The sequence below is a fragment of the Kitasatospora sp. NPDC096204 genome (assembly GCF_044763205.1).
Taxonomy (GTDB): Bacteria; Actinomycetota; Actinomycetes; order Streptomycetales; family Streptomycetaceae; genus Kitasatospora.
This window is the reverse complement of the sequence record NZ_JBIWFT010000020.1, coordinates 37,343-62,420: the sequence shown is the minus strand read 5'-3', so window position 1 is coordinate 62,420 and position 25,078 is coordinate 37,343. Positions and strand designations below refer to the sequence as shown.

Below are 25,078 nucleotides of genomic sequence, written 5' to 3'. Positions count from 1 at the left end.
GGAACACCGTCGTGTGACCGTCGGCCCGTTGTGCACGCTGGGGGCCGACTGCGCCCGCTGCCGGGGCGGTCGTCTCCCCTACGCGCCGGTTCCGGTTCGGCGCGGCCCCTCCAGAGGCGGTGCGTCCCGTGGTTCGTTCGCTCCTCGTCATCCCCTTGCTGGCCGCCGCCCTAGGCGGAATCTGGCTGGCCAGGGGTGCCCAACAGCGCTGGCGCGACCTACGCGCCGCCCAGACCTACGAACTGGCCGGCGACCGCTGGCCGATGCTGGCGCGGGCGGCCGGGGCGATGGTCTGCGGGGTGTGCGTCACCGCGCTGACGGTGCTCACCGCGCTCGGCGCCTTCGGCGGCCTCGGCCGGGGCAGCCAGGAGCCGGACCGGGCGGAGCCGGTCATGGACACCGCGGGCTCCGGCTCCGGGGTGGGTGAAAGTGCGGGCGCGGGTGCGGACCTCGGGTCGGGCGGCGAGTCGGGTGCGGGGGCGGCCGTCCGGCAGCAGCAGGCGGTGCCGCCCGCAGCCGCCGAGCCCGCCGCCGCTGCCGCGGCCGCGGCCACCGGAGGGGCCGCACCGGCCCCCGTTGCCGCCAGCCGCTTCGACAGCGTCGGCCACCCAGGCGGCGGCGAGCTGCTCCAGTCCGCCGTGCTCGGCCCGGACGGCCAGCCCCGCAACATCCGGGTCTGGCTCCCGCCGCAGTACGCCAAGGAACCGAACGCCCGCTTCCCGGTCGTCGTGATGCACGCGGCCACGCCCCAGAAGACCGCCGACTCCGAGGTCCCGGACGTCTTCGAGGGCGTCGGTTCGGCCCTCCAGAGCGGCAAGACCCACCCGTTCATCCTGGTCGCCCCCGAGGCGCCGAACGGCACCGCGCACCCCTGCGAACTGGTCGCCGCCGCCCCGGCCGCCGTCGCCGACGACGCGGTGCTGCGCACCACCGTCGCGACCTCCTTCCGCACCCTGCCGCCCGGCCCGGCCTCCTGGGGCGTCCTCGGCGTCGAGGGCGGCGCGCCCTGCGCGGCCGCCGCCGGACTGTCCCGGCCCGACCTGTACGGCGTGGCCGCGGCGGTCTCCGGCCGCTACGACGCCCTCGCGCTCGCCCAGACCGGCGCCGAGGCCCCGGCCGGCAGCACGGCCAGGCTGCTGCTGGCCGCCGCCAAGGGCGACTCCGCCGGGCTGGACGCCGCCCGCAAGCTCCAGGCCGCGCTGAAGGCCGGGCCCGGAGCGGCGGCCAGGGCGGAGGTGCGGATCTCGGACAACGTGCAGGACTTCACCCCCGACCGGGAGCGGCTGCGGCTGGTCCGGCAGGCGGCGCAGTTCCTGGCCGAGGCGCTGGCCAAGGCGTCCTGAGCGCGGGTTCGGCGGCGCTACGCTGCCCGGTACCCCGGGGCGGGGTGCCGGGCAGCGGCGTTTCCCCAACGGGGCTTCCCCGGTTGTTCCACGTGCTGGTCGATGGCGGAGAGGTGGCGGATGAGGACCTTCGAGCGGGCCCGGGTACCGGTACGGGCGCGAGCGCGAGCACGGGCGCGGGGATCGGCCGCGGCGCTGGTCGTCGCCGGGCTGCTGGCGGGCGGGTGCAGCCCGGACCCGTCCGGGGCGCCGACGGCGTCCGCCTCGGGCTCGGCGACCCCGGCGGACCCGGCGGCCGTCGCGGGCTCGGCGACCCCGCTGGAGCCGCTGCCCGCCGCCGTCCCGGCCGCGCTCGCGCCGTACTACGCGCAGCGCCCGGTCTGGCAGCCCTGCGACAGCGGGTTCGAGTGCACGACGTTCCGGGTGCCGTTGGACTACGACCGCCCGGGCGAGGGCGACCTCACGCTCGCGGCCGCCCGCGCGGCGGCGGAACCGTCGGGCTCCGCCTCCGCCGCTCCCGCTCCGTCCGGCTCCTCGTCGGCCTCTCCGGGTGGCACACGGCTCGGCTCCCTGCTGCTCAACCCGGGCGGGCCGGGCGGCTCGGCGATCGAGTACCTGGAGACCGCCGCCCGGACGTACGACCGCGGCGTGCGGGCCCAGTACGACCTGGTCGGCCTCGACCCGCGCGGGGTGGGCCGCAGCAACCCCGTCAGCTGCCTGAGCGGCGACCGGATGGACGCCTACACCGCCGTCGGCCTGACCCCCGGCGACCAGCCCGGGATCGACGCGCTGATCGCGGCCGACCGGGAGTTCGCCGAGGGCTGCCGGAAGCAGGCCGGGGCGGCGCTCGGCCACCTCAGCACCGTGGAGGCCGCCCGCGACATGGACGTGCTGCGCGCCCTGCTCGGCGACGAGAAGCTGAACTACGTCGGCAAGTCCTACGGCACCTTCCTCGGGGCCACCTACGCCGGGCTGTTCCCGAGCCGGGTCGGGCGGCTGGTGCTGGACGGCGCGATGGACCCGGCGCTCGACTCCGTCACCGGCAACCGCACCCAGGCGGGCGGCTTCGAGACCGCCTGGGCCGCCTTCGCCCAGGACTGCGCCAGGCGCGAGGGCTGCCCGCTCGGCCGTACCGAGCAGCAGGTCGGCGAGCGGCTCTCCGCCCTGCTCGCGGGCGTCCGCGCCGCCCCGCTCCCCACCACCGCCGGCGGCCGCCGACTCACCGAGTCCCAGGCGACCACCGGCGTCATCCAGGCCATGTACGCCGACTTCCTCTGGCCCGAGCTGCGCACCGCGCTCGCCGACGCCGAGGCCGGCGACGGCACCGGGCTGCTGAGGCTCTCCGACGACTACTACGGGCGCGAGGCCGACGGCTCGTACCCCAACCTGATGTTCGCCAACACCGCGGTGAACTGCCTCGACCTGCCCGCCCCGTTCCGCGGGCCGGAGGACGTCCAGCGGGCGGTGCCGGAGTTCGAGCGGGTCTCGCCGCACTTCGGGCGCGACATGGCCTGGATGGCGCTGACCTGCGCCTACTGGCCGGTCCGGGCCACCGGCGCGGCGCACACCATCCGGGCCGTCGGCGCCGCCCCGATCGTCGTCATCGGTACCACCCGCGACCCGGCCACCCCGTACGCCTGGGCGCAGTCGCTGGCCGGCCAGCTGGAGTCCGGCCGTCTGCTCACCTTCGACGGGGACGGCCACACCGCGTACGGGCGGCACAGCGCCTGCGTGGACGGCGCGGTGAACCGCTTCCTGCTGGCCGGGGAGGCCCCCGAGCCGGACAAGCGCTGCGAGCGGTAGGGCGGGCCCGGCGCGGGCCGTCCGACAGGTGGTTTCCCCTTCAACCGATTGCCGGTACGACGTTACGATGAGCGCCCCCTGCCACCCTCCCCTGCACCGGAGCTCATCGTGCTCGGAGTCAACGACCTGGCGACCTACGTCCTCGGCGCCCTCGTCATCATCCTGCTGCCCGGCCCCAACTCCTTGTACGTCCTGTCCGTCGCGGCCCGCAAGGGCATCCGCACCGGCTACCGGGCCGCGGCCGGCGTCTTCATCGGCGACCTCACCCTGATCAGCCTCACCTCGCTGGGCGCGGCCTCCCTGCTCAAGGCCAACCCGGCCGTCTTCGCGGTGGTCAAGTTCGGCGGCGCCGCCTACCTGCTCTGGATCGGCTACGGCATGCTCCGCGCCGCCCGCCAGCTCTGGCGTGAACGCCGGGCCGCGGCCGACCCCAGCGCCGAACCGGCCCCCGAGAGCACCGAGAACCCCTTCCGCCGGGCCCTGGTGATCAGCCTCCTCAACCCGAAGGCCATCCTCTTCCTGCTCTCGTTCTTCACCCAGTTCGTCGACGCCTCCTACGGTCAGCCCGCCCTCTCCTTCGCCCTCCTCGGCGGCATCCTCCAGACCTTCAGCTTCCTCTACCTCTCCCTGCTGATCTTCGCGGGAACCACGCTCGCCGCCGCCTTCCGCCGCCGCAAGCGCCTCTCCGCCACCCTCACCAGCGGCGTCGCCGTCCTCTTCGCCGGCTTCGCCGTCAAGCTCGCCGTCTCCTCCGCCTGACCCCGCCCCGGGAAACCCGGGTACGGATCACCCGCGAACCTGTGTAGACTGGCCCGCGTTGCCGCCACACACGGCAGCGGCGCCGCCTTAGCTCAGTTGGCCAGAGCAACGCACTCGTAATGCGTAGGTCGCGGGTTCGAATCCCGCAGGCGGCTCCATGGTGAAACCCCAGGTCGGATCTCTGACCTGGGGTTTTCTCGTTCCGCGGGCCCGGCGGGTGTCAGGGGGCGGCGAGGACGGAGACGTTGCCGACGTCGGAGTGCAGGTTCAGGTGGTTGGCCGCGGACGGGTCGTTGGTGACCCGTACGGTGCGGTCGCCGACGTCCGTCGAGGCTTCCACGGCGTAGTGGCCGTTCGGGACGCGGAGGGTGACGTCGCCCGCGGAGCTGGTGGCCTTCACGTTGCCCGGGGCCGCGGCGAAGGTCAGGTCGATGTCGCCGCCGTCGGTGCTCGCCGTCAGCGCGCCCGACACGCCGTCGGCCTTGATGTCGCCCGCCTCGCTGTGGAGTTCGCCGCCGCCGGTCGTTCCGGTCAGGGTGACGTCGCCGGCCGAGCCGCGGAGGTTGACCTTGGCCCCCTTGGGCACCTCGACGGTGTAGTCCACCGAGCAGGTGGCGTTCGCGCCCAGGACGGAGCCGCAGCCGCCGGCCGACAGGGTGAGGGTGCCGCCGTTCCGGGTGCGGGTGGTGGTCGGCTTCGTCGACCGGTAGCGCACCGTCTCGGTGACCTTGGTGGTGCTGCCGCCGGCGGGACGGGTGACGATGTTCCCGTGGTTGGTGGTCACCACCAGCTCGGTGACCTGCTCGGTGAACTCGAACTCCGCCACGTGGGCGGGCCCGTCGCCGACGCCGGTCACGTCGCCGGCGTCGCAGCCGGCCGGTCCGGTGACCGCGATGACCGCGACGGCGGAGGCGACGGCGGTGCGCCGGACGCGCCGCGGCAGGGTCACTGTCGGCCTTCCGTGGGCGCCGGATCCGTGAGTGTCCGGCCGTAGCGGTCGGTGTCGTGGAAGAAGTCGGGCACGGTCCGGAGTTCTCCGGCGGCGTCGACCGTGTCGTAGACGTGCTTGGCGACCACCAGGTCGAGCACGCCGAGGCCGAACGGGGAGAACACCACGGGCCGGTCCGCGGGCGGCGCGATCCGCCCGGCGAGCACGTCGTCGAGTGTTCCCGCGATGAACTCACGGTTGCCGACGGCCTGTTCGGTCAGGTGCGGGGAGGTGCCGGCCTTGAGGCAGTGCTCGACGTCGTCCACCGCGTTCCAGGCCGAGAGGATCACCTCGGTCGACAGGTCGCGCAGCGACAGGTGCAGCACCAGCGGAGCGTGGTCGAACCAGGCCGGGTCGTGGACGTGCGGCTCGCCCGCGACGGTGGCGAAGACCACCAGGTCGCTGGACCGGATCAGGTCCTCGGCCGTGTCGTGAACCGTGACCTCCGAGGGCTGCGCTCCGCGCAGGTGGTCGGAGAGGCCCGCGGCGTGCTCGGCGGACAGGTCGTGCACGCCGATCCCGTCGAAGCCGAACCCGGCCGCCGCGAGGTAGGTGTGCACGTAGCGGGCGATGAGCCCGGCCCCGACGAAGCCGAGACGGCGCGGCTTGGTGCCGCGTGCCTCACCGAGCGCGCGGGCGGCCAGGGCGGCCGACGCGGCGGTCCTGGCCGCGCTGATGATCGAACTCTCCAGCAGGGCGAACGGGTAGCCGGTCTCGGCGTCGTTCAGCACCAGGACCGCGGAGGCGCGCGGGATGCCGGCGGCCACGTTCTCCGGGAAGCTGGCGATCCACTTCAGGCCGTGCACGCCCACCTCCCCGCCCACCGAGGCGGGCAGGGCGATGATCCGGGACGAGGGCCGGTCGGGGAAGCGCAGGAAGTAGGAGTCGGGGTTGACGGTCTCACCGGCGCCGTGCAGCCGGTACGCCTTCTCGACCGCCGTGATGACGGCCTGCTCCTGGCCGGCGGTGGCGTGGTGCACTTGGGCGCCGGAGATCACGGCGAAACTGGGAATCCGGGACATGGTCACTTCTCCACGGGCTAGGGGTGGGTGGGTCAGATGGTGAGGCCGCCGTGCACCTCGAACACCGATCCGGTCACGTAGGCGGCGCGGTCGGAGGCGAGGAAGCCGACCAGTTCGGCGACCTCCTCGGGACGGCCCAGTCGCCGCAGCGGCACGTTCTGCAGGATCCGCCCGATCGCGGCCTCGGAGGCACCGCCCACCATGTCGGTGTCGATCAGGCCCGGCGCGACGGCGTTGGCCCGCACGCCGCGCGGACCGAGTTCCTTCGCCAGGCTCTTGGTGAAGGCGATGATCCCGGCCTTGGAGGCGGCGTAGTTGGCCTGCCCGGCGTTGCCGGAGATCCCGGAGACCGAGGAGAGGTTGACCACACACCCGCGGCCGCGCTTGGCCATGCCGGGCACCGCCGCCCGGCACAGGTGGTAGACCCCGTCCAGGTTGACGCTCAGCACCTGCCGCCAGTCCTCGTCGCCCATCAGCACCAGCGGACGGTCCCGGGTGATGCCGGCCGACGCCACCACGGTGTCCGCCGGCCCCAGTTCGCGTTCCGCCTCGCGCACCCAGGCCCGTACGGCGGCACCGTCCGAGGTGTCGCAGCGGGCCGCGACGACCCGGGTGCCCAGCTCCGCCGTCTCCTTCAGCAGCGACTCGGCGGCGGCCTCGTCGGACCGGTAGCAGAAGGCCACGTCGTGACCGTCCCGGGCGAGCCGCAGTACGACCGCCCGTCCGATGCCCCGCGAACCTCCGGTCACCAACGCGGTCATGACGTCACCTCGGGGAGTCGCAGTACGGCGACGGCGACGGTGCCGTCCCGGTCCACCGCCGAGACCAGCGCCGCGCGGCCGGCGGCCGTCGGGTCGGCCCCGGCGATCACGAGCAGCGCCGCGATCTGCAGGGTCGCGGACGCGGCGCCGGTGTCGCCGAGCAGCGCCATCGACGGGATCCGGTCCAGTGCCTCCGGCGGCACCAGCCCGGCCAGTGCGGCGTGCTCCGCCGCGCCCTCCGGGGTCGGCGCGGCCGTGGGGACGGCGGCCCACACCTCCTCCGGTGCGACGCCCGCCCGGTCGAGGGCGCGGCGCGCGCAGGAGGCGACGGCCGCCTGTGGGTCGTCGTCCACGTCGATGCCGGTGGAGATGTCCAACACGACGGCGAGCGGCGGCAGTTCGCCGGCGCCGGCCGGTTCCAGCAGCAGCAGCCCACAGCCCTCGCCGAGCAGCGGGGCGGGCTCCCCGGGGGTGCCGGCGGCCTGTTCCAGCCAGGCCTGGGTGGGGGCGAACTCCTCGGCGGAACCGACCAGGCAGTTGTCGGCGCGGCCCTGGTCGAGCAGGCGGCGCGCGTAGTTGAGGGCGAGCAGGCCGCTCACCCGGCCGCCGCCGACCGTGGCGTTGGGGCCGCGCAGGTCGTGCCGGATCGCGGCGGCCCCGGCGGAGTGGTTCATCACGCAGCCCGGGATCAGGCCGACGTCGACGTAGAAGGGCCGCGCGTTGGTCAGCGAGCCCCGGATGACCGCGGCCATGGTCTCCTTGCCGCCCATGGTGGTCCCCATGACCAGGCCGGTGCGTTCGTCGGTGTGCGGTACGGGCCCGCCCTCAGGGTCGGCCAGCAGCTGGTCCGTGGCGAGCAGGGCCATGACGGCCAGCCGGTCGAGGGTGTAGCTGTACTCCTGGCCGAGCAGACCGGGACGGTCGAGGTCGGGCACCAGACAGGCGTCGGGGCGGGGCAGTCGCGGGCCGTCGGGCTCGGTGCGGGCCGCGGCCAGGCCCGAGCGCACCCCGTCGGCGAAGTCCCGCCGGGAGAGGCCGTGCGCCGAGACCGCCGACCAGCCGGTGATGACGGGACCGTCGGCCGGCACGGGGACTGCTACCGGGGGCGCGGACATCAGACACGCTCCTTGAGGGAACCGAGGATCAGGACGGCGTTGTTGCCGCCGAAGGCGCTGGAGTTGTTCTGGACGATCCGCACGTCGGCCGTGACCGCGTGGTTGGGGACGCAGTCCACCGGGCACTGCGGGTCGGTCTCCTGGTGGTTGATCGTCGGCGGGATGAACCCGTTGTGGATCGACAGCGCGCAGGCGGCGGCGGCCAGGGCGCTGGCCGCGCCCATCGAGTGGCCCAGCATCGACTTCAACCCGATGGTGCGGGGCGGGTGTTCACCGTAGACGTCGACGATGGCGCCGGCCTCGGCGGCGTCGTTGGCGCGGGTGCCGGTGGCGTGCGCCGAGATGTAGTCCACCTGGTCCTTCTTGACTCCCGCGTCGGCCAGGGCGAGTTCCATGGCCCGGGCGACCCCGTCCCGGCTGGGCGCGGTGGGGTGCTGCGCGTCGCAGGAGAGCCCGTAGCCCAGGACCTCGGCGTAGACGCGGGCGCCGCGGGCGAGGGCGGACTCCAGGGACTCCAGCACCAGGACGCCGCCGCCCTCGCCGGTGAGGATGCCCTTGCGGTTCACGTCGAACGGCCGCACCACGTCGGGGGTGATGGCGCCGAGCCGCTGGAAGGTGGCGAAGGTCTTGCGGCACACGGCGTCGGCGCCGCCGCACAGCGCGATGTCGGCCTCGCCGGAGCGGATGACGTCCAGGCCGTAGCCGATGGAGTAGTTGCCGGCCGCGCAGGCCGTGGTGAGGGTGACCGCCTCCGCGTCGCGGAGCCGCAGTTCGCGGGCGACCGCGGTGGACAGCCGGCCCGAGCCCAGGCGCCGGGCCAGCACCGGGTCCAGCGCGTCGGGGCCGCCGTCCGCGAGCTCCTGCTCGACCAGGGTGCCGAGGTCGTGGGACTCGCCGTCGGTCGTGCCGATGCTGATCAGCACGTGCCGTGCCGCGAGTTCCTCGTCCGTCAGCCCGGCGTCCTCGACGGCCTGACGGGCCGCGGCGACGGCGAAGTGTCCGGCGCGACCGGTGTGGTCGAGCGGGATGTTGCGGATCCAGCGGGCCGGCTCGAAGTCCTCGACCTCGGCGGCGTTCTTCCGCAGGAATCCGGTGGTGTCGATCCGGGTGAGCGGGCGGGCTCCGGAACGGCCCTCCCGCAGCGCCACGGCGTACTCGTCGGCACCCGTGCCGATGCTGCTGATGACGCCGATGCCGGTGACGACGACGGTGCGGCGGCTCCGGGCCGCCGGCCGGGAAGCAGTGGACAAGGGACTCCCTACCATCCCGCCGCGCGCGCGGTGACCCGGTGGATCGCCTCGACGTTGACCATCTCGGGCAGCTCCTCCATGTCGATGACGATGGTGAACTCCATCTCGATCGCGCTGAGGACGTCGATGAGCTTCAGCGAGTCCACGCCCAACTCGTCGACCAGGTGCGTCGAGTCGCCGAGGGCGGAGAACTCGACGCCGATCTGCTTCGCGACGATCTCCTTGATCCGGGTGTAGTGCTCAGGGGTGACGGTGGACATGGTTCTCCTTTGAGCTCGACGCTTCAGGCCCCGGTGGTTCCGGACGCCAACCTAGGAGGCTCCGATGATTGGCAACTGACATCCCGCTGACGTTGGTTCACCGCCCGACGGCGCGCCGGAAGCCGCGCAGCGCGGCGGGTACGGCGGCCAGCAGCACGACTCCGAGCGAGCAGGCGACGACGACCCCGGGGTGGGTCGCCGGGAACCCGGCGGCCGCCGGTCCGGTCGGCTCGTTGCCCCACAGGTGGCGGCAGACGGTGATGACGGAACTGACCGGGTTCCACTCGGCCGCGGGGCGGAGCCAGCCCGGCAGCCCGGTCACCGAGACGTAGGCGTTGGACAGGAAGGAGAGCACGACCAGGATCAGCGCCCCGGTGCCGTCGATCGCCTCCACGTTCCGCATGGTGGTGCCGAGCAGGATGCCGACCCACAGCATGACGAAGGAGAAGGCGAGCAGCACCGCGAAGCCCGCCGCGATCCGCCCCGGTCCTCCGTGCGGGCGCCAGCCGAGCAGGAGGCCGAGACCGGAGACGGCCGCCAGCCCGGCCGCCGCGGTGAGCATGTCCGACAGGGCGCGGCCGACGAGCACGCTGCTGGCCGATATCGGCAGCGAGCGGTAGCGGTCGACCAGTCCGTCGCGCAGGTCGACGGCCACGCCCAGGGCGGTCGGCCCCACCCCGGCCAGGGCGACCTGGGCGGCGATCCCGGCCATGATGTAGTCCTCGTAGGAGGCCACGCCCGGGATGGCGATCGAGTCGCGGAACAGGTAGCCGATGGCGATCAGCATGACGGCGGGGGTCATGGTGACCAGCAGCAGCCTGCCCGGCGACCGGCGCAGATGACGCAGGTGGCGGCCGGTCAGGACTGCGGTGTCGGCCAGATAGGCGGCCAGCGCCGTCATGGCTGATCGGTTCCTTCCGAGGAGGGGGTCCCGGCCGGGGCGGCGGCCCCGGTGAGGGCGAAGAACACGTCGTCGAGCGAGGGCCTGCGGACCTGGAAGTCCGCGGCGGTGATGCCGCGGTCGCGCAGCTCGGAGGCGGCCAACGCGACGTCGTCCAGCCCGTGTTCGAGCGGGACGCTGACCCGGCAGCCGGCCTCGTGGACGGTGGGGGCGCGGCCGCCGAGCGCGGCGAGCGCGGCGGCCGCCGCCCGCAGCTGTCCGGGCTGGGCCACGGTCACCTCCAGGCTGTCCGTGCCGACCTTGCGCTTCAGCTCGTCGGGGCTGCCCTCGGCGACGACCCGGCCGGTGTCGATGACCACGACCCGGTCGGCCAGCTCGTCCGCCTCCTCCAGGTACTGGGTGGTCAGCAGGACGGTGACGCCGCCGGCGACCAGGCCGCGCACCTCGTTCCACAGCACGTTCCGGCTGACCGGGTCGAGGCCGGTGGTCGGCTCGTCGAGGAACAGCACCTCGGGCTCTCCGACGACGCAGGCGGCCAGGTCGAGCCGGCGGCGCATACCGCCGGAGTAGGTGCCGACCGTCCGCTCCGCGGCGTCCAGCAGCCCGAAGCGGTCGAGCAGTTCCTGGGCGCGCGCCGCCGCGCCGCGCCGCCCGAGCCGCAGGAGCCGGCCCAGCAGCACCAGGTTCTCCCGGCCGGTCAGCAGCGCGTCCACGGCGGCGTACTGCCCGGCCAGGCCGATCCGGCGGCGCACCGCGCGGGGGTCGCGGGCGACGTCGTGGCCGGCCACCACGGCACGGCCGCCGTCCGGTCGCAGGAGGGTGGCGAGGATCCGGACGGTGGTGGTCTTGCCGGCGCCGTTCGGGCCGAGCACGCCCAGCACCGTCCCGGTGGGCACGGCCAGGTCGATGCCGTGCAGGGCGGTGTGGGTGGCGTAGCGCTTGCTCAGCCCCTCGGCGAGGATCGCCTTGTCGGTGGCCACCGGCTAGCCCCGGTTCCGCAGGCTGAGCGGTCGCATGTCGGTCCAGTGCCGCTCGATGTGCTCGACGGCGCCGGCCCGGTCGGTCTCGGCGAGCGCGACGGTCCAACCGTCCGGCAGGTCCGCGAAGGCGGGCCACAGCGAGTGCTGGTCCTCCTCGTTGACCAGCACGAGGAAGCGGCCCTCGGGGTTGTCGAAGGGGTTGCTCATGAGTTGTCTCCCAGGTCGTCGGAGGTCGTGCGGTGGGTGGCGGCGGGGGAGTGCAGGGCGGCCAGCCGGTGTTCGACCAACCGGCCGATCGCGGCGGCCGGGCCCGGGCCCAGCATGTCCGCGTGGGCGCAGGGCACCGGGTGGACGTCGACCCCACCGGTCACGTACCGCTCCCAGGTCTTGGCGCGGACCCGTACGTCCTGCCCGTCCAGGGACCCGGTGGCGACCAGCAGGGTCATCCCGCCGTCGAAGGTCTCCGGGGTGTGGCCGCGGAACAGGTCGACGTTGGCGCGCATGACCGTGAGCAGCCGGGCCAGGGCGGCCTGGTCGAAGGCCGCGAGCGGGCCGCCGGTCCGGGCGAGCAGGGCGGCGACGGCCTCGGCGGTCGGCCGGGGCGGCACGTCGGCGCGGAGGCCCGCCTCGGTGAGGAAGTCGGTGAGGAACTCCTCGTCCGTGGGCTGCGACTCGGGGGCGGAGTCCGGGTAGGCGTCGAGGTTGGCGAGGAAGGCGACCTCCTCGCCCTCGGCGCGAAGCCGCACGGCCATCGCCTGCGCCACGATGCCTCCGTAGGACCAGCCGAGCAGGTGGTAGGGGCCGCTGGGCCGGACGGTCCGGATCCGGGCGACGTAGTCCTCGGCGACGGCGGCGAGGTCCCCCGGCGGGGTCTGCTCGCGGGCGAGGCCGGGCGCCTGGAGGGCGTGGAGCGGCTGCTCCGGGTCGAGGTGACGGGCGAGTTCGGCGAAGGGCAGGCCGAAGCCCAGACCGCCGTGCACGCAGAACAGCGGTGCCCGGGATCCGCCGGAGCGGATCGGCAGCAGCGGGGCGAGCAGGTCGACCGGATCGTCGTCGACGGACGGCCGGCCGGACTCGTCGGGGCGGCCCGCCACGGCCAGTTCCGCCAGGGTGCGGTACTGGAAGACGGCGGCGAGGTCCAGCCGCAGCCCGGCCCGCCCGGCGGCGTTCACCAGGCGGATGGCCTTGAGGCTGTCGCCGCCGAGCGCGAAGAACCCGTCGTCGGGGCCGACCGCCGCCCGCCCCAGCACCTCGGCCGCCGCCTCGCAGATCACGCGTTCGGCCGGTGTGCGGGGCAGCGCGGGGGCCGCGTCCACCGGCGCCGGGGCGGGCAGCGCCGCGGTGTCCAGCTTTCCGTTGGGCGTCAGTGGCAGTTCCGGGAGCAGCACGAACGCGCCGGGGACCGCGTGGGCGGGCAGGGTCCGGCCCAGGTCCCGCCGGAGGTCCGCCGGTTCGGGGGCGGCGCCGTTCGACGCGGGCACCAGGTAGGCGACCAGCAGGCGGTCCCCGGAGCCGTCGTCCCGGACGGTGACCGCGGCCCGGGAGACCGACGGGTGCGCTGCCAGGGCCCGTTCGACCTCGCCGGTCTCGATGCGGTAGCCGCGGACCTTCACCTGGTGGTCGCTGCGGCCCACGAAGTCCAGACGGCCGTCCACGTCCCAGCGGACCAGGTCGCCCGTGCGGTACATCCGGGTTCCGGGCGGGCCGAAGGGGTTCGCGACGAAGTGCCCGGCGGTCAGCCCGGGGCGGCCGAGGTAGCCGCGGGCCAGTCCGGGGCCGGCCACGTGGAGTTCGCCGACGGCACCATACGGGACGGGGCGCAGGGCCTCGTCGAGGACGTGCACCGAGGTGTCGCCGATCGGCAGGCCGATGGGGACGGAGGAGGCCTCGGGCGCCAGCTCGTGCACCTGGTGGACGGTGGCGATGACGGCGGCCTCGGTCGGCCCGTAGGCGTCCACCACCGCCGTGCCGGGCAGTGCCTGGCGCAGTCGGCGCACGTGCTCCGCCGAGACGGCCTCGCCGCCGGTGAGCAGCAGCCGCAGCGGGGCGAGGCAGGCCGGGGCGAGGTCGGCGATGACGTTGACCAGCCGGGGGGTGAGCAGGGAGACCGTGACACCGCTGTCCCGCAGCAGCGCGCCGAGCCGTCCGGGGTCGGTCGGCCCCGGCGGGTTCACCGCCAGCCGGGCGCCGTGCGCCAGGGCCGTCCACACCTCGAACACCGAGGCGTCGAAGGCCGGCGAGGCGTTCCACAGGAAGGTGTCCGCGCGGGCGAAGCCCAGCTCGGGCATGCCGTGCACCAGCCGGGCGGCGGCCCGGTGGGAGACGCCGACGCCCTTGGGGGTGCCGGTCGAGCCGGAGGTGTAGATGACGTAGAGCAGGTCGTCCGGGTCGGGCCCGCCCGCCGGCGCGGTCTCGGGAAGGGCGTCGATCTCCCGGCGGGTGCGCGGGTCGTCCAGGCAGACGGTGGTGCGGCGGCCGTCCGGGTCGGCGCCCGCCGCCTCGGCGGCCAGGGAGCGCTGGGTGAGCAGCACCTTGGCGCCGCTGTCGGTGATCATGTGCCGCAGCCGGGCCGCCGGGTAGGCCGGGTCGAGCGGCAGGTAGGCGGCGCCGAGCCGGGCCGCCGCCAGCATGGCGACGACCGCGTCCGGCCCGCGTTCCAGGCACAGCGCCACGATGTCGCCCCGGCCGATGCCGCGGGACGCGAGATGGCGCGCGGTCCGGCCTGCGGCGGCGTCGAGTCGACGGTAGGTCACGGCGCCGTCGAGGCCGGTCCCCGCTCCGGTGGCGAACAGCAGTGCGGTCGCCTCGGGCGCGGTGGCCAGGTGGGCGTCGAACAGGGCGGTGACCGTGGTGCGGGGTGTGCCCGCCGGCCCTTCTCCCAGGGCGCGCAGGTCGCCGCGCGCCTCGGGGGTGAGGACCTCCAGGCGGGAGAGCGGGCGGGTGGGCGCACCGGTGGCCGAGGTCAGCAGTCGCAGCAGCGCGGCGGCGAGGCGCCGCACGGTGCGCTCCTCGAACAGGTCGCTCGCGTACTCGACCGCCAGGTCCATCCGGTCGGCCTCGGGGCCCGCGGTCAGCTGGACGAACAGGTCCCACTTGGCGGTGCTGCCCGCGGTCGGCACCGGCTCCATCGTGAGGTCCGGGCCGGTGTCGGGGACGGGGTCGGCGTCCCGGCAGTCCAGGATGACCTGGAACAGCGGATTGCGGGACAACGACCGCTCCGGATTGAGCGCCTCCACCAGGCGCTCGAACGGCAGGTCCTGGTTCTCGTAGGCGGCCAGGTCGAACTCCCGGACCCTGGAGAGGAGTTCGGTGAACGACGGGTCGCCGGAGGTGTCGGTGCGCAGCACCAGGGTGTTGACGAACATCCCGACCAGGCCGTGCAGTCGGGCGTCGCCGCGCCCCGCCACCGGGCTGCCGAGGGGGATGTCGGTGCCGGCGCCGTAGCGGGTGAGCAGGGCGGCGAGCCCGGCCTGCGCCACCATGAACAGGCTGGTGCCGGAGTCGCGTGCCAACGTCCTTAGCGCGCGGACGAGTTCGGCGGGCAGGGGCAGGTGCACCGTGCCGCCCCGGTGGGTGGCGAGGGCCTGCCGGGGCCGGTCGAAGGGCAGGCCGATCTCGACCGGCAGTCCGTCCAGCGCCCGGTTCCAGTGGGCGAGTTGGCGGGACAGCTCGCTGTGCGGGTCGTGCTCCGAGCCGAGCAGCTGCCGCTGCCACAGCGTGAAGTCGGCGTACTGGACGGGGAGTCGGGCGAAGGCGGGGGCCCGCCCGGCGAGCCGGGACCGGTACGCCTCGGCCAGGTCGTTCGCCAGCGGGCCCAGGGACCAGCCGTCGGCCGCGATGTGGTGCAGCACCAGCGCGAACACGTGGTCGTCGGGGGTCAGGGCGAACAGCGTGGCCCGCAGCGGGGGCCGGACGGCGAGGTCGAAGCCGCGGGCGGCCTCGGCGGCGAGCGCCCGCGGCAGCTCCTCCTCGGTGCAGTCCACCAGGGGCAGCGGCAGGTCGACGGCCTCCGGGGCGAGCACGCGCTGCTCGGCGCCGGTGCCGTCGCCGCCGACGGCCGGGAAGACGGTTCGCAGCGACTCGTGGCGGGTGACCAGGTCGCGCAGCGCCGCCCGCAGCGCGTCGGCGTCCAGCGCCCCGCGCATCCGCACCGCGAAGGGGACGGCGTACAGCCCGTCGGGCACCCCGAGCCGCTGCAGGAACCACAGCCGCTCCTGCGCGTGGGAGAGCGGGACGGACGCCGGCCGCTCCCCGGCGACGAGTTCGGGGCGCCCGCGGGGCTCCGCGCCGTCCGCGTCGGAGCGGTCCGGGCGGGCGGCCAGCAGGGCGGCCAGGGCGGCGGCGCTGGGGGCCTCGAACACCTCCCGCACCGACAGCGGGCTCCCGAGCCTGGCCCGTACCAGGTTGGCCACCCGCGCGGCCAGCAGCGAGTGCCCGCCGAGGGCGAAGAAGTCGTCGTCCGCGCCGACCACGTCGAGGCCGAGCGCCTCGCCGAGGATCGCGCACAGCTCCCGCTCCTCGGCGGTCTCGGGCGGCCGGCCGGCGGCGGTGTGCTCGGGGGCGGGCAGCGCCCGGACGTCCACCTTGCCGTTCGGGGTGACCGGCAGCGCCGCGAGCACGACCAGGGCGGCGGGCACCATGTGGGCCGGGAGGGCCGCGGCGGCGTGCGCCCGCAGCTCCTCCACGTCCAGCGCGGCGCGGCCGGAGGGCACCGCGTAGCCGACCAGGCGGCGGTCCCCGGGCCGGTCCTCCCGGACCGTCACCGCGACCTGGGCGACGGCCGGGTGGCCCCCGAGGACGGCCTCGATCTCGCCCGGTTCGATGCGAAAGCCCCGCAGCTTGACCTGCTGGTCGGCGCGGCCGACGTAGTCCAGCGCGCCGTCCTCCAGCCGGCGCACCACGTCGCCGGTGCGGTACATCCGGGCGCCGGGCGGCCCGAACGGGCAGGCGGTGAACCGGGCGGCGGTCAGACCGGGACGGTCGTGGTAGCCGCCGGCCAGCCCGGGGCCGGCCACGTACAACTCGCCGGCCACACCGGTCGGCACCGGCCGCAGGGCCGAGTCGAGGACGAACAGCCGGAAGGCCGAGACCGGTGAGCCGATCGGCGGCCTGCCCTCGCCGTGCAGTGGTTCGCTGACACTCGCGCAGACCGAGGTCTCGCTCGGACCGTAGGCGTTGCGCAGCTCGACGCGGGCCGACCAGCGTTCGGCCAGGGCCGCGGGCAGTGCCTCACCGGCGGTGAACAGGCGCAGGTCGGACGGCAGTTCGGCGTCCTCGGGCAGGCCGGCCAGTACGGTCGGCGGCAGCACCGCGTGGTTGATCCGGTGCGCGAGGAACAGGCGTGTCAGCGCTTCCCCCGACATCCGGCTCTCCGCCGTGGCCAGCACCAGGGCGCCGCCGGTGTAGAGCGAGGCGCACAGCTCCCACACCGTGGCGTCGAAGCTGAACGACGCGAACTGCAGGGCCCTGGCCCCCGGCCCCGCGCCCAGCCGGGCGGCGTGGTGGGCGGCCAGGTTGACGGCACCCTCGTGCGGGACCACGACGCCCTTGGGGCGGCCGGTCGACCCGGAGGTGTAGACGACGTAGGCGGGGCTGCCCGGTGCGGCGCCGGCCGGGCGCGCCGGGGCCTCCGGGCCCGGCGCCGGCCGGGAGCCCGGCAGGTCGAGGTCGACGCGCGGCGCGGCGCAGCCGTCCGGCAGCCGGGTCGCCGAGGTGGTGACCACCAGGGCGGGGGCCGCGTCGGCGAGCATGTAGGCGATCCGCTCGGGCGGATAGGCCAGGTCGACCGGCAGGTACGCGGCCCCGGCCTTGAGCACCGCGAGCAGCGCGACGACCATGTCGGCGCCGCGCGGCAGGGCCAGGGCCACGAAGGTCCCGGGGCGCGCGCCGGACGCCGCCAGCCGCTCGGCCAGCCGGTCCGAGGCGGTGTCGAGCTGCCCGTAGTCCAGGGTCCGTGCCGCGGCCGGGTCGTCCGGCCGGTCCTCGTCCGGGACGATCAGGGCGGGTGACCCGGGGTTCCGCTCCGCGTGCCACCGGAACAGCTCGTGCAGGGTGGCGCCGCGGGTGCGGTCGTCGCGCAGGTCGGGGCCGGCGCCCGGCCCCTCGGGGGCCTCACCGCCGCCGACGATCCGGGCCAGCGGGGTGTCGGGGGCCGCGGCCGTCCGCTCCAGGGCGTCGACGAACAGGTCGAGCGCGCGGGCGGCCGTGCGGGCGCCGTCGCCGTCGAACGCGCCGGGCGCGTGGGCGAGGGAGAAGTCGAGCCCGTCGCCCGGGGTCACGGTCAGGCCCAGGGCGAAGTGGGTGGCGGTGCGCACCCGGATGTCGTCGAGCACCAGGCCGCGGTCGTCGGAGGGCGCCGTCCGCGCCATGGGGTAGCTCTGGAAGGCGACCGCGGTGTCGAACAGTTCGCCGCGCAGGCCGGCCGCGGCCTGCACCTCGGCGAGCGGCAGGTGGGTGTGCGGCAGCAGGTGCACCTGCTGCCGGGCCAGGGCGCGGACCAGCTCGGCGACGGTCCGGTCGGGGCGCAGCTCGGCGCGCACCGGCACCGTGTTGGCGAACAGCCCGATCATCGTCTCGACGCCCGGAAGCTCGGCCGGACGGCCGGAGGTGACGGTGCCGAAGACCACGTCCTGGCGGCCGGACAGATAGCCGATCGCCACCGCCCAGCAGGCCTGCACGGCCGAGTTGAGGGTGACGCCCTCGGCCGCGCACCAGGCGGAGAGCGCCCGGGTCGGCGCGGGGGAGAGGACGGCCGAGCGGACCTCGGGCAGCGCCCCGGCGTCCTGTCCGACGGAGTGCGGCGCGAGGCGCAGCGGGCCCTCGAGGCCGGCCAGGGTCTCGGCCCAGGCGGCGCGGGCGGCCTCCCGGTCCTGCCCCGCCAGCCAGCGCAGGTACGTCCGGTACGGGGCGGGCTCGGGCAGCGGCTCGGCCCCGGTGAGGCCCGCCAGGGCGAGCAGCTCCCGCGCGGCGAGCGGCATCGACCAGCCGTCCAGCAGCAGGTGGTGCACCGACCACAGCAGCCGGTAGCGGCGCCGGCCGAGCCGGATCGCGGTGAACCGCATCAGCGGCGGCCGGGCCGGGTCGAAGCGCTCCAGCCGGTCCGCGTCGGCGATCCGGTCGGACTCGGCGCGGCGCCTGCGGTACGGGAGGCCCGCCAGGTCCACCTCCCGCCAGGGGACGTGGACCGAGCCCTCGTCCAGGACCACCTGGACGATCTCGCCGTTGCGGCGGGGCCGGAAGCAGCTCCGCAGGTGCGGGTGGCGGCCCAGCAGCGCCGCCGCCGCCTCCCGGAGGCGGTCGACGGGCAGCTCGCCCTCGACCCGCACCGACAGCTGGAGGACGTACGGGTCGGGTCCGCTTCCCTCGGCGGCGAGGTAGTGCAGCCCCTGCTGGAGCGGGGAGAGCGGCAGTGCTTCGACGATCCTCGGCTTGCCCGTCACAGCATGTCCTCGTTCAAGTCGTTCTCCATCAGGGCCAGTTCGTCGTCGTCGAGGGCCAGCAGGGGCTCCTCCGGCGCGGCGGGCGGCTCGGGCCGGTGCGCCTCGGCGACCTCGGCCAGGGCCGCGACCGTCCGGCCGGCGAACACGTCCCGCACGGCGAAGACCAGGCCCTCGACGTGTGCCCGGCTGACCACCTGGATCGCCCGGATGCTGTCGCCGCCGAGGGTGAAGAAGTCGTCGTCCGCGCCCACCCGTTCGACGCCCAGCACCTGCGCGAAGACGGCGCACAGGGCCTCCTCGCGGGTGGTCCGGGGCGCGCGCGGCGCGGCGGCGGGGCCGCCCGGTGCGGCGGTCGGCGCCGGGGCGGCCGCCGCACCGGCCCGCGGCCGCAGCGGCGAGCCCGTGCGGGCCAGCGTGGTGCCGGGGGCGGTGGCGGCGAGGTGCAGCAGCGCGGTGAACCGCTCGGCGACCGCCGCCACCCGGTCGGGCCGGAAGGCGGCTGGCAGGTAGTCCAGCCGAAGCCGCAGCCGGTCGCCGTCCGGCAGCACCGCCATGCTCAGCGGGTGGTGCCGGGCGTCGCGGGCCTCGGCGCGCAGCACCCGCACCCGGTCCGTGCCGGTGCCGGCCCGGGCCGCACCGGAGCCGATCGGGAAGTTCTCGAACAGCAGCACGGTGTCGAAGGCCTCGCCGACGAGCCCGGCGGCCCGGTGGATCTCGGCCAGCCCGAGGTGCTCGTGCGGCAGGAGCTCGGCGCGCTCGTCCTGCAGGGTGCGCAGCAGGCCGCCGAGCGTGGCGTCGGGGTGCAGCCGGACCCGTACGGGCACCGTGGTGAGGAACATGCCCACCATCGACTCGATCCCGGGGACCTCCGCGGGCCGGCCGGCCGTGATCGCGCCGAACACCACGTCCTGGGAGCCGGTCAGTTCGCCGAGCAGCAGGGCCCAGCAGCCCTGCACCACGGTGTTGACGGTCAGGCCGGCGGTGCGGGAGGTGGCGAGGAGCCGGGCGGTGAGCTCCGGGTCGAGGTCGAGGTGCAGCGACTCCGGGAGGGAGAGCGCCGCCGCGTCCGCGGCCGGGGCGACCAGGGTCGGGCCGGGGAGCTCGGCGAGCGAGCGCCGCCAGGCCTCGCGCGCCGCCTCGCGGTCGCGGGCGGCGAGCCAGGCGTGGTACGGGCGGTGCGGGGCGGGCCCCGGCAGCTCGGCCTTCTCGGTGACGGTGGCGCCCTCGCCGCCCTCGCGGTACTCGCCGCCCTCGCTGTACTCGGCGAGCAGGGCGAGCAGTTCCTCGACCAGGATCGGCATCGACCAGCCGTCGACCAGCAGGTGGTGGCTGGTCCACAGGAACCGGTACCGCTGCGGCCCGGTCCTGAGCAGGGTGAAGCGCAGCAGCGGCGGGGCCGCCAGGTCGAACCGGCGGGTGCGCTCCTGGTCGGTCAGGCGCTCCGTCTCGGCCGCCCGCTCCGACTCCGGAAGACGCGTCAGATCGACGGTTTCCCAAGGGAGTTCGGCGTCCGAGGGGATCAGCTGGACGGGGTCCCCGGAGGCGCGGTGGAGGAAGGCGGCCCGCAGCGCCGGGTGGCGCCGCAGCAGCGTCCGGCCCGCGGCCCGCAGCGCCGCGGGGTCGAGCTCGCCTTCCAGGTCGGCGGCGATCTGCAGGGTGTAGACGTCCACCCCGTCCTGCTCGGCCTCGTGGTGGAACAGCAGCCCGCGCTGCAGCGGGGTGAGCGGCAGCACGTCGGAGAGCGCCTGCCCCGGGGCGAGCGCGGGGGTCGATGCGGCCAGCTCGGCCTCGTACCGTTCGATCTCCTCCTGGTCGAGGGCGACCAGCGGGAAGTCGGCCGGGGTGGCGCCGCCCGCGTCCGGCGACGCGGCGTACTCGGCCAGGGCGCGCAGCGCCCGGAACCAGGCGTCGGCCAGTTCCGCGACGGACTCCCGGTCGAGGATGCCGTCGGCGAAGGTCCAGTTGGCGACCAGGTGCGGGCCGTCGGCGCGGTCCTCGGTGGCCGGGGTGAGCGCGAGGACGTGCTCCAGCGGCATGGCCGGCTGGGTGCCGGTGCCGACGATGCCGTCGCCGGTGACCGGCGACCAGAGCACGTCCTCCCGGGCGTCGAAGCGGCCCATGTAGTTGAAGCCGATCTGCGGCCGGGGGTATCGGGAGAGCAGCCGCGCGGCCTGCGGGTTGAGGTGGCGCAGCAGGCCGTGGCCGATCCCGTGCTCGGGCACCTCCCGCAGCTGCTCCTTGACCAGCTTGACCGCCCGGCCGAGCGCCTCGTGGGGCCGGGGGCCCGGGTCGAGCCGGACCGGGTGGATGCTGGTGAACCAGCCGACGGTGCGGGACAGGTCCAGGCCGTCCGCGATCTCCTCGCGGCCGTGGCCCTCCAGTTCGATCAGCGTGGCGCTCGTGCCGTCGCCGCGGTGCCGGTGCCGCCACTCGGCGACGGCGACCGCCAGGGCGGTCAGCAGGACGTCGTTGACCTCGGCCCGCAGGGCCGCGGGGACGGTGCTCAGCAGCAGCCCGGTGACCTCGGGCGGGAGTTCGGTGCGCAGGGTGCCGGCGGTGGCCCTGACGTCCCGCGCCGGGTCCAGCCGGCGGGGGCCGAGCAGCGGGTCGGGGCCGGTCAGGATGCGCTGCCACACGGCCAGTTCGGCGCCGCGCAGCTCGGTGCGGGCCCGGTCGGTCAGCAGCCTGCTCCAGGCCCGGAAGGACGTGCCGACCGCCTGGGGCTCGGGCCGGCGGCCCTCGGCGAGGGCGGCGCAGGCGGCCGACAGGTCGGTCAGCAGGATGCGCCAGGACACTCCGTCGACGGCCAGGTGGTGCCCGACCAGGAGCAGGACCTGCTCGTCCGGCTCCGCGGCGGGGCCGGGGATCAGGACGGCGCGGATCATCCGGGCCGCCGCGGGGTCGAGCCGGCCGCGGGCGGCCGCGGCCTGCCGGTCGATCAGCCGGAGCAGCGCCGACCGGTCCTCGGGCGGCCGCTCGTCCGACAGGGCGAGGACCAGGCCTTCGTCGGCGGGGACGGCGCCGCGCGGCAGCACCTCCGTCTGCCACAGGCCGGGGGCCGGCTCGGTCAGCCGGGTCCTGAGGGCGTCGTGGTGGTCGATCAGGGACCGCAGCGCGGCGGTCAGCCGGTCGGCGTCCAGCCCGGCGGGCACCCGGACGGCGATGTGCTGGCTGAAGGCGGCGGCGGGGCCGGTCGTCGAGCCGGTGTCCTCCTGGAGGCGGGCGGCGATGGGGGTGAGGTCGAGGACGCCCACCGGCTCCACCTGCCCGCCGTCCTGCCCGGCGCCGGTGGCCGGTCGGGCGGTCCTGGCGAGGACGCGGGCGGTGCGCCCGGTGAAGACGTCGCGGGTGCTGAGCACCAGGCCCGCGCGGCGGGCCGCGCCGACCACCTCGATGGCGCGGATGCTGTCGCCGCCGAGGGCGAAGAAGTCGTCGTCCGCGCCGACCCCGGGCAGGCCCAGGACCTGGGCGAACACCGCGCCCAGGGTCTGCTCGGCACCGTTGTGCGGCCCGTGCGCCGGGTCCGTGGGGGTGGCGTTCCTGACGTCGCCCACGGCCGGGCCGCTCGGTGCCGAAACGTTTCCGCCTGGCGCGGGCAGCGCCTTGCGGTCGACCTTGCCGTTCGCGGTCAGCGGCAGCGCGTCCAGCACCACCCACCAGCCCGGCACCATCCAGGCAGGCAGGACGGCGCCGACCCGGTCCCGCAGCAGGGCCGCGTCGACGCCGCTCGGGGCGGCCACGTAGCCGGCCAGTCCGGAGCCGTGCGCGACCACGACGGCGTCCAGGACGCCCGGCACCGCGCGCACGGCCGCCTCGATCTCGCCCAGCTCGACGCGCCGGCCGCGGACCTTCACCTGGAAGTCGCGCCGTTCGACGAACTCCAGCTGTCCGTCCGGACGCAGCACCACGCGGTCCCCGGTGCGGTACATCCGGGTGCCGCCGCCGGCGAACGGGTCGGCCGGGAAGACGGAGGCCGTGCGGACCGGGTCGCCCACGTAGCCGCGGCCCACCCCGACACCGCCCACCCAGAGCTCCCCCGGCACGCCGACGGGCATCGGGCGCAGCCCGTCCCCGAGCACGTACAGCCGGGTGCCGCGCACCGGGCGCCCGATCGGCACCCGCCCGGCGGCCGCGTCCTGCGGGGTGACGAAGGCGTGCGTCACGTCGTCGGAGCACTCCGTCGGCCCGTAGGCGTTGACCATGCCGATCCCCGGGAAGCGGGCGTACCAGCGGGAGCACAGGTCGGCCGGCAGGGCCTCCCCGGTGACCATCAGCCGGCGCAGGCCCGGAAGCCGGGGGGCCTGCCCACGGGCGTCCCACAGGTCGAGCGCGGCGCGCAGCAGGGAGGGCACCACCTCCAGCACGGCGACGTCCTCGTCGACGGCCAGGGCGAACAGGGCGTCGGGGTCGGCGGCCGTCTCCGGGTCGGCGACCACGGTGCACCCGCCGACCAGCAGCGGCGACAGCAGCTGCCAGACGTGCACGTCGAAGGTGAGCGGGGCGTTGGCGACGACCCCCTCGCCGGGGAGCAGCGCCAGGTCGTCCACCTTGGCCCGCAGGTGGTTCAGCATGCCGTCCCGGTGCACCATCGCGCCCTTGGGCCGGCCGGTGGAGCCCGAGGTGAACATCACGTAGGCGAGGTCCTGGCCCGATCCGACCGGGGGCACGGCCGGGCCCCGCGCCGCCCGGCCGTCCGAGGCCGGTTCCAGCGGCAGGACCGGGACGCCTCCGGCCAGCTCGGCGGCCTCCCGGCCCTGCTCGTCGAAGCCGTCGCCGGTGAGCAGCACGGTGACCCCGGCGTCGCCCAGCAGCGAGGCGGTGCGGGTGGCGGGCGCGGCGACCTCCAGCGGCAGCCAGGCCGCCCCCACCGTCTGACAGGCGAGGATCGCGGCGAGGTAGCCCGCGCCGGGCCGGGTCAGCAGGGCGACCACCGTGTCCGGGCCGCAGCCCGCGGCGCGCAGCCGGGTGGCCACGCCCTCGACGCGGCGCTGCAGTTCGGCGTGGGTCAGCCGGCGGGCGCCGTCGACCACGGCGACGGCGTCGGGCGTACGGGCGGCGGCGGCCCGCACCAGCGCGATGGTGTCCTCCGTGGCGGCCCCGGCGGCGGGGCCGGTGAGCAGCCCGCCCGGTTCCCCGGGCAGGACCACGTCCAGACGGTCGACGACCGTGTCCGGCGGGCAGCTCGCGAAGGCGCGCAGGAAGGCCCCGAACCGGGCGGCGTGCGCGGCCAGTTCGTCGCCGTCGTACAGCTCGCTGTTGCCGTCCAGGTGCAGTTCCAGGGAGCCGTCGCCGGTGTTGAGGACGGTCAGGATCAGGTCGTTGACGATGCCGGTGGACAGGTTCACCACCTGGCCGCGGCACGGGCCGTACTCCAGCACCGGCTCCTGGTCCAGGACGTTGACGAAGGGCCCGAAGGGGCGCCGGTCGTCCGTGCGCAGGCCGAGGTCGCGGCGGATCCGCTCGCCCCGGTAGCGCTGGTGCCGCAGCGCGTTGGCGATCTCGACCCAGGCGGCGCGCAGCAGTTCGTCGCGGGTCGCGCCGTGGCGGACCGGTACGGCCAGCGGGAGGTAGTTGGCGACCATCCCGGGGACGCCGCGGGCGGCCGCACCGACCCGGGCGGTGACCGGCAGGGTGAGCAGCGGCTCCTCCAGGCCGGTCATCCGCTGCACGTAGGCGGCCATCGCCGCGGCCACCAGGACGGCCGGGGTGGCCCCGGCCCCGGTGGCGGCGGCGCGCAGCCGGTCCGCGTCGGCGGCGTCCAGCACCTCGGTGCGGCGCAGCGCGACGAGACCGGGGGCGGGCTCGCGGGTGGAGAGCGAGGACGGCTCGGGCGAGCCGGTGGTGAGCCGGGCGGTCCAGTAGGCGCGGTCCTTGGCGAGGCGCGGCGACTCCCGGTAGGCGGCCTCCGCGTCCAGCAGCAGCCGGAACGGCGGCGGTGCCGACGGGGCGAGACCCGCCTCGTCGCCGCCGGCCGCGAGATGGCCGTAGATCGCCGCGAGGCGCGGGTGGACCAGGTTGCGGCTGTACCCGTCGGACAGGATGTGGTGCATGCACAGGTAGAGCCGGTGGTGCTCGGGGCCGAGGCGGAGCAGCGCGCTGCGCAGCAGCGGCGGTTCGGCGGCCTTCATCGGCAGGTCCAGGTCGCGGAGCATCCACGCCTCGGAGGCGGCCACCGGGTCCGGTTCGGAGCCGAGGTCGACCAGCGCGAGGGAGTCGTCCGCCGGCGGTGCGACGGACTGGCCGACCACTCCGTCGTCCTCGGTGAAGCGCACCCGCAGGCCCTCGGCCTCCACCGACAGCCGTCGCAGGGCGCGTTCCAGCAGCGCCGGGTCGAGGGGGCCGCGCAGGTCGATGTAGTCGCCCATGGCGTAGCCGAGCGGCCCGGTCGTGAACTGCTCGTCGTACCAGATCTCGGACTGCGCCGCGGTGAGCGGCAGGTTGCCGCCAGGGGACACGG

Annotated in this window: 14 protein-coding genes and 1 tRNA gene; 4 read left to right on the top strand and 11 right to left on the bottom strand. The window is 75.7% G+C overall.

Annotated elements, in window-relative coordinates; translation table 11 throughout:
- The first annotated feature begins 128 nt into the window (after positions 1 to 128).
- From ACIQ87_RS22445 to ACIQ87_RS22430, 4 genes are all read left to right on the top strand, one after another.
- Positions 129 to 1,343, top strand: coding sequence for a hypothetical protein (locus tag ACIQ87_RS22445; RefSeq protein ID WP_402409452.1), 1,215 nt, complete (start codon positions 129 to 131; stop codon positions 1,341 to 1,343).
- 120 nt (positions 1,344 to 1,463) lie between these two features.
- Positions 1,464 to 3,146, top strand: a complete 1,683-nt coding sequence (locus ACIQ87_RS22440; protein ID WP_402409451.1) for an alpha/beta hydrolase — start codon at positions 1,464 to 1,466, stop codon at positions 3,144 to 3,146.
- Between the two features lie 108 nt (positions 3,147 to 3,254).
- Complete coding sequence (gene leuE / locus ACIQ87_RS22435; RefSeq protein ID WP_402409449.1) at positions 3,255 to 3,905, top strand: leucine efflux protein LeuE; 651 nt, start codon at positions 3,255 to 3,257, stop codon at positions 3,903 to 3,905.
- A gap of 81 nt (positions 3,906 to 3,986) precedes the next feature.
- Positions 3,987 to 4,063: transfer RNA gene (locus tag ACIQ87_RS22430), tRNA-Thr, on the top strand.
- A gap of 62 nt (positions 4,064 to 4,125) precedes the next feature.
- On the opposite strand, the gene ACIQ87_RS22425 is transcribed toward ACIQ87_RS22430, so the two are convergent.
- From ACIQ87_RS22425 to ACIQ87_RS22375, 11 genes are all read right to left on the bottom strand, one after another.
- On the bottom strand, positions 4,126 to 4,854 hold the full coding sequence (locus tag ACIQ87_RS22425) for a DUF4097 family beta strand repeat-containing protein (RefSeq protein ID WP_402409448.1): 729 nt from the start codon (positions 4,852 to 4,854) through the stop codon (positions 4,126 to 4,128).
- On the bottom strand, positions 4,851 to 5,915 hold the full coding sequence (gene sbnB / locus ACIQ87_RS22420) for a 2,3-diaminopropionate biosynthesis protein SbnB (protein WP_402409447.1): 1,065 nt from the start codon (positions 5,913 to 5,915) through the stop codon (positions 4,851 to 4,853). The genes ACIQ87_RS22425 and sbnB overlap by 4 nt, the downstream gene beginning before the upstream one ends.
- 32 nt (positions 5,916 to 5,947) lie before the next feature.
- Positions 5,948 to 6,676, bottom strand: a complete 729-nt coding sequence (gene fabG / locus ACIQ87_RS22415; protein WP_402409446.1) for a 3-oxoacyl-ACP reductase FabG — start codon at positions 6,674 to 6,676, stop codon at positions 5,948 to 5,950.
- Positions 6,673 to 7,791 (bottom strand): beta-ketoacyl synthase N-terminal-like domain-containing protein, encoded by a 1,119-nt coding sequence (locus ACIQ87_RS22410; protein ID WP_402409445.1) that lies wholly within the window; start codon positions 7,789 to 7,791, stop codon positions 6,673 to 6,675. Before ACIQ87_RS22410 ends, fabG begins: the two co-directional genes overlap by 4 nt.
- The gene (locus tag ACIQ87_RS22405) at positions 7,791 to 9,056 is read right to left on the bottom strand and encodes a beta-ketoacyl-[acyl-carrier-protein] synthase family protein (protein ID WP_402409444.1); all 1,266 of its coding nucleotides are present in this window, start codon (positions 9,054 to 9,056) and stop codon (positions 7,791 to 7,793) included. Before ACIQ87_RS22405 ends, ACIQ87_RS22410 begins: the two co-directional genes overlap by 1 nt.
- Positions 9,050 to 9,301: an acyl carrier protein gene (locus ACIQ87_RS22400; protein ID WP_392868112.1), complete on the bottom strand. Its 252-nt coding sequence runs from the start codon at positions 9,299 to 9,301 to the stop codon at positions 9,050 to 9,052. The genes ACIQ87_RS22405 and ACIQ87_RS22400 overlap by 7 nt, the downstream gene beginning before the upstream one ends.
- Before the next feature lie 97 nt (positions 9,302 to 9,398).
- A complete protein-coding gene (locus ACIQ87_RS22395; protein ID WP_402409443.1) occupies positions 9,399 to 10,202 on the bottom strand; it encodes an ABC transporter permease in 804 nt (267 codons plus the stop codon).
- Positions 10,199 to 11,182 (bottom strand): ATP-binding cassette domain-containing protein, encoded by a 984-nt coding sequence (locus ACIQ87_RS22390; RefSeq protein WP_402409442.1) that lies wholly within the window; start codon positions 11,180 to 11,182, stop codon positions 10,199 to 10,201. The genes ACIQ87_RS22395 and ACIQ87_RS22390 overlap by 4 nt, the downstream gene beginning before the upstream one ends.
- A 3-nt stretch (positions 11,183 to 11,185) precedes the next feature.
- Positions 11,186 to 11,389 (bottom strand): MbtH family protein, encoded by a 204-nt coding sequence (locus ACIQ87_RS22385; protein WP_402409440.1) that lies wholly within the window; start codon positions 11,387 to 11,389, stop codon positions 11,186 to 11,188.
- A complete protein-coding gene (locus tag ACIQ87_RS22380) occupies positions 11,386 to 18,621 on the bottom strand; it encodes an amino acid adenylation domain-containing protein (protein WP_402409438.1) in 7,236 nt (2,411 codons plus the stop codon). The genes ACIQ87_RS22385 and ACIQ87_RS22380 overlap by 4 nt, the downstream gene beginning before the upstream one ends.
- A complete protein-coding gene (locus ACIQ87_RS22375; protein ID WP_402409587.1) occupies positions 18,618 to 25,076 on the bottom strand; it encodes an amino acid adenylation domain-containing protein in 6,459 nt (2,152 codons plus the stop codon). The genes ACIQ87_RS22380 and ACIQ87_RS22375 overlap by 4 nt, the downstream gene beginning before the upstream one ends.
- Positions 25,077 to 25,078: the final 2 nt, after the last annotated feature.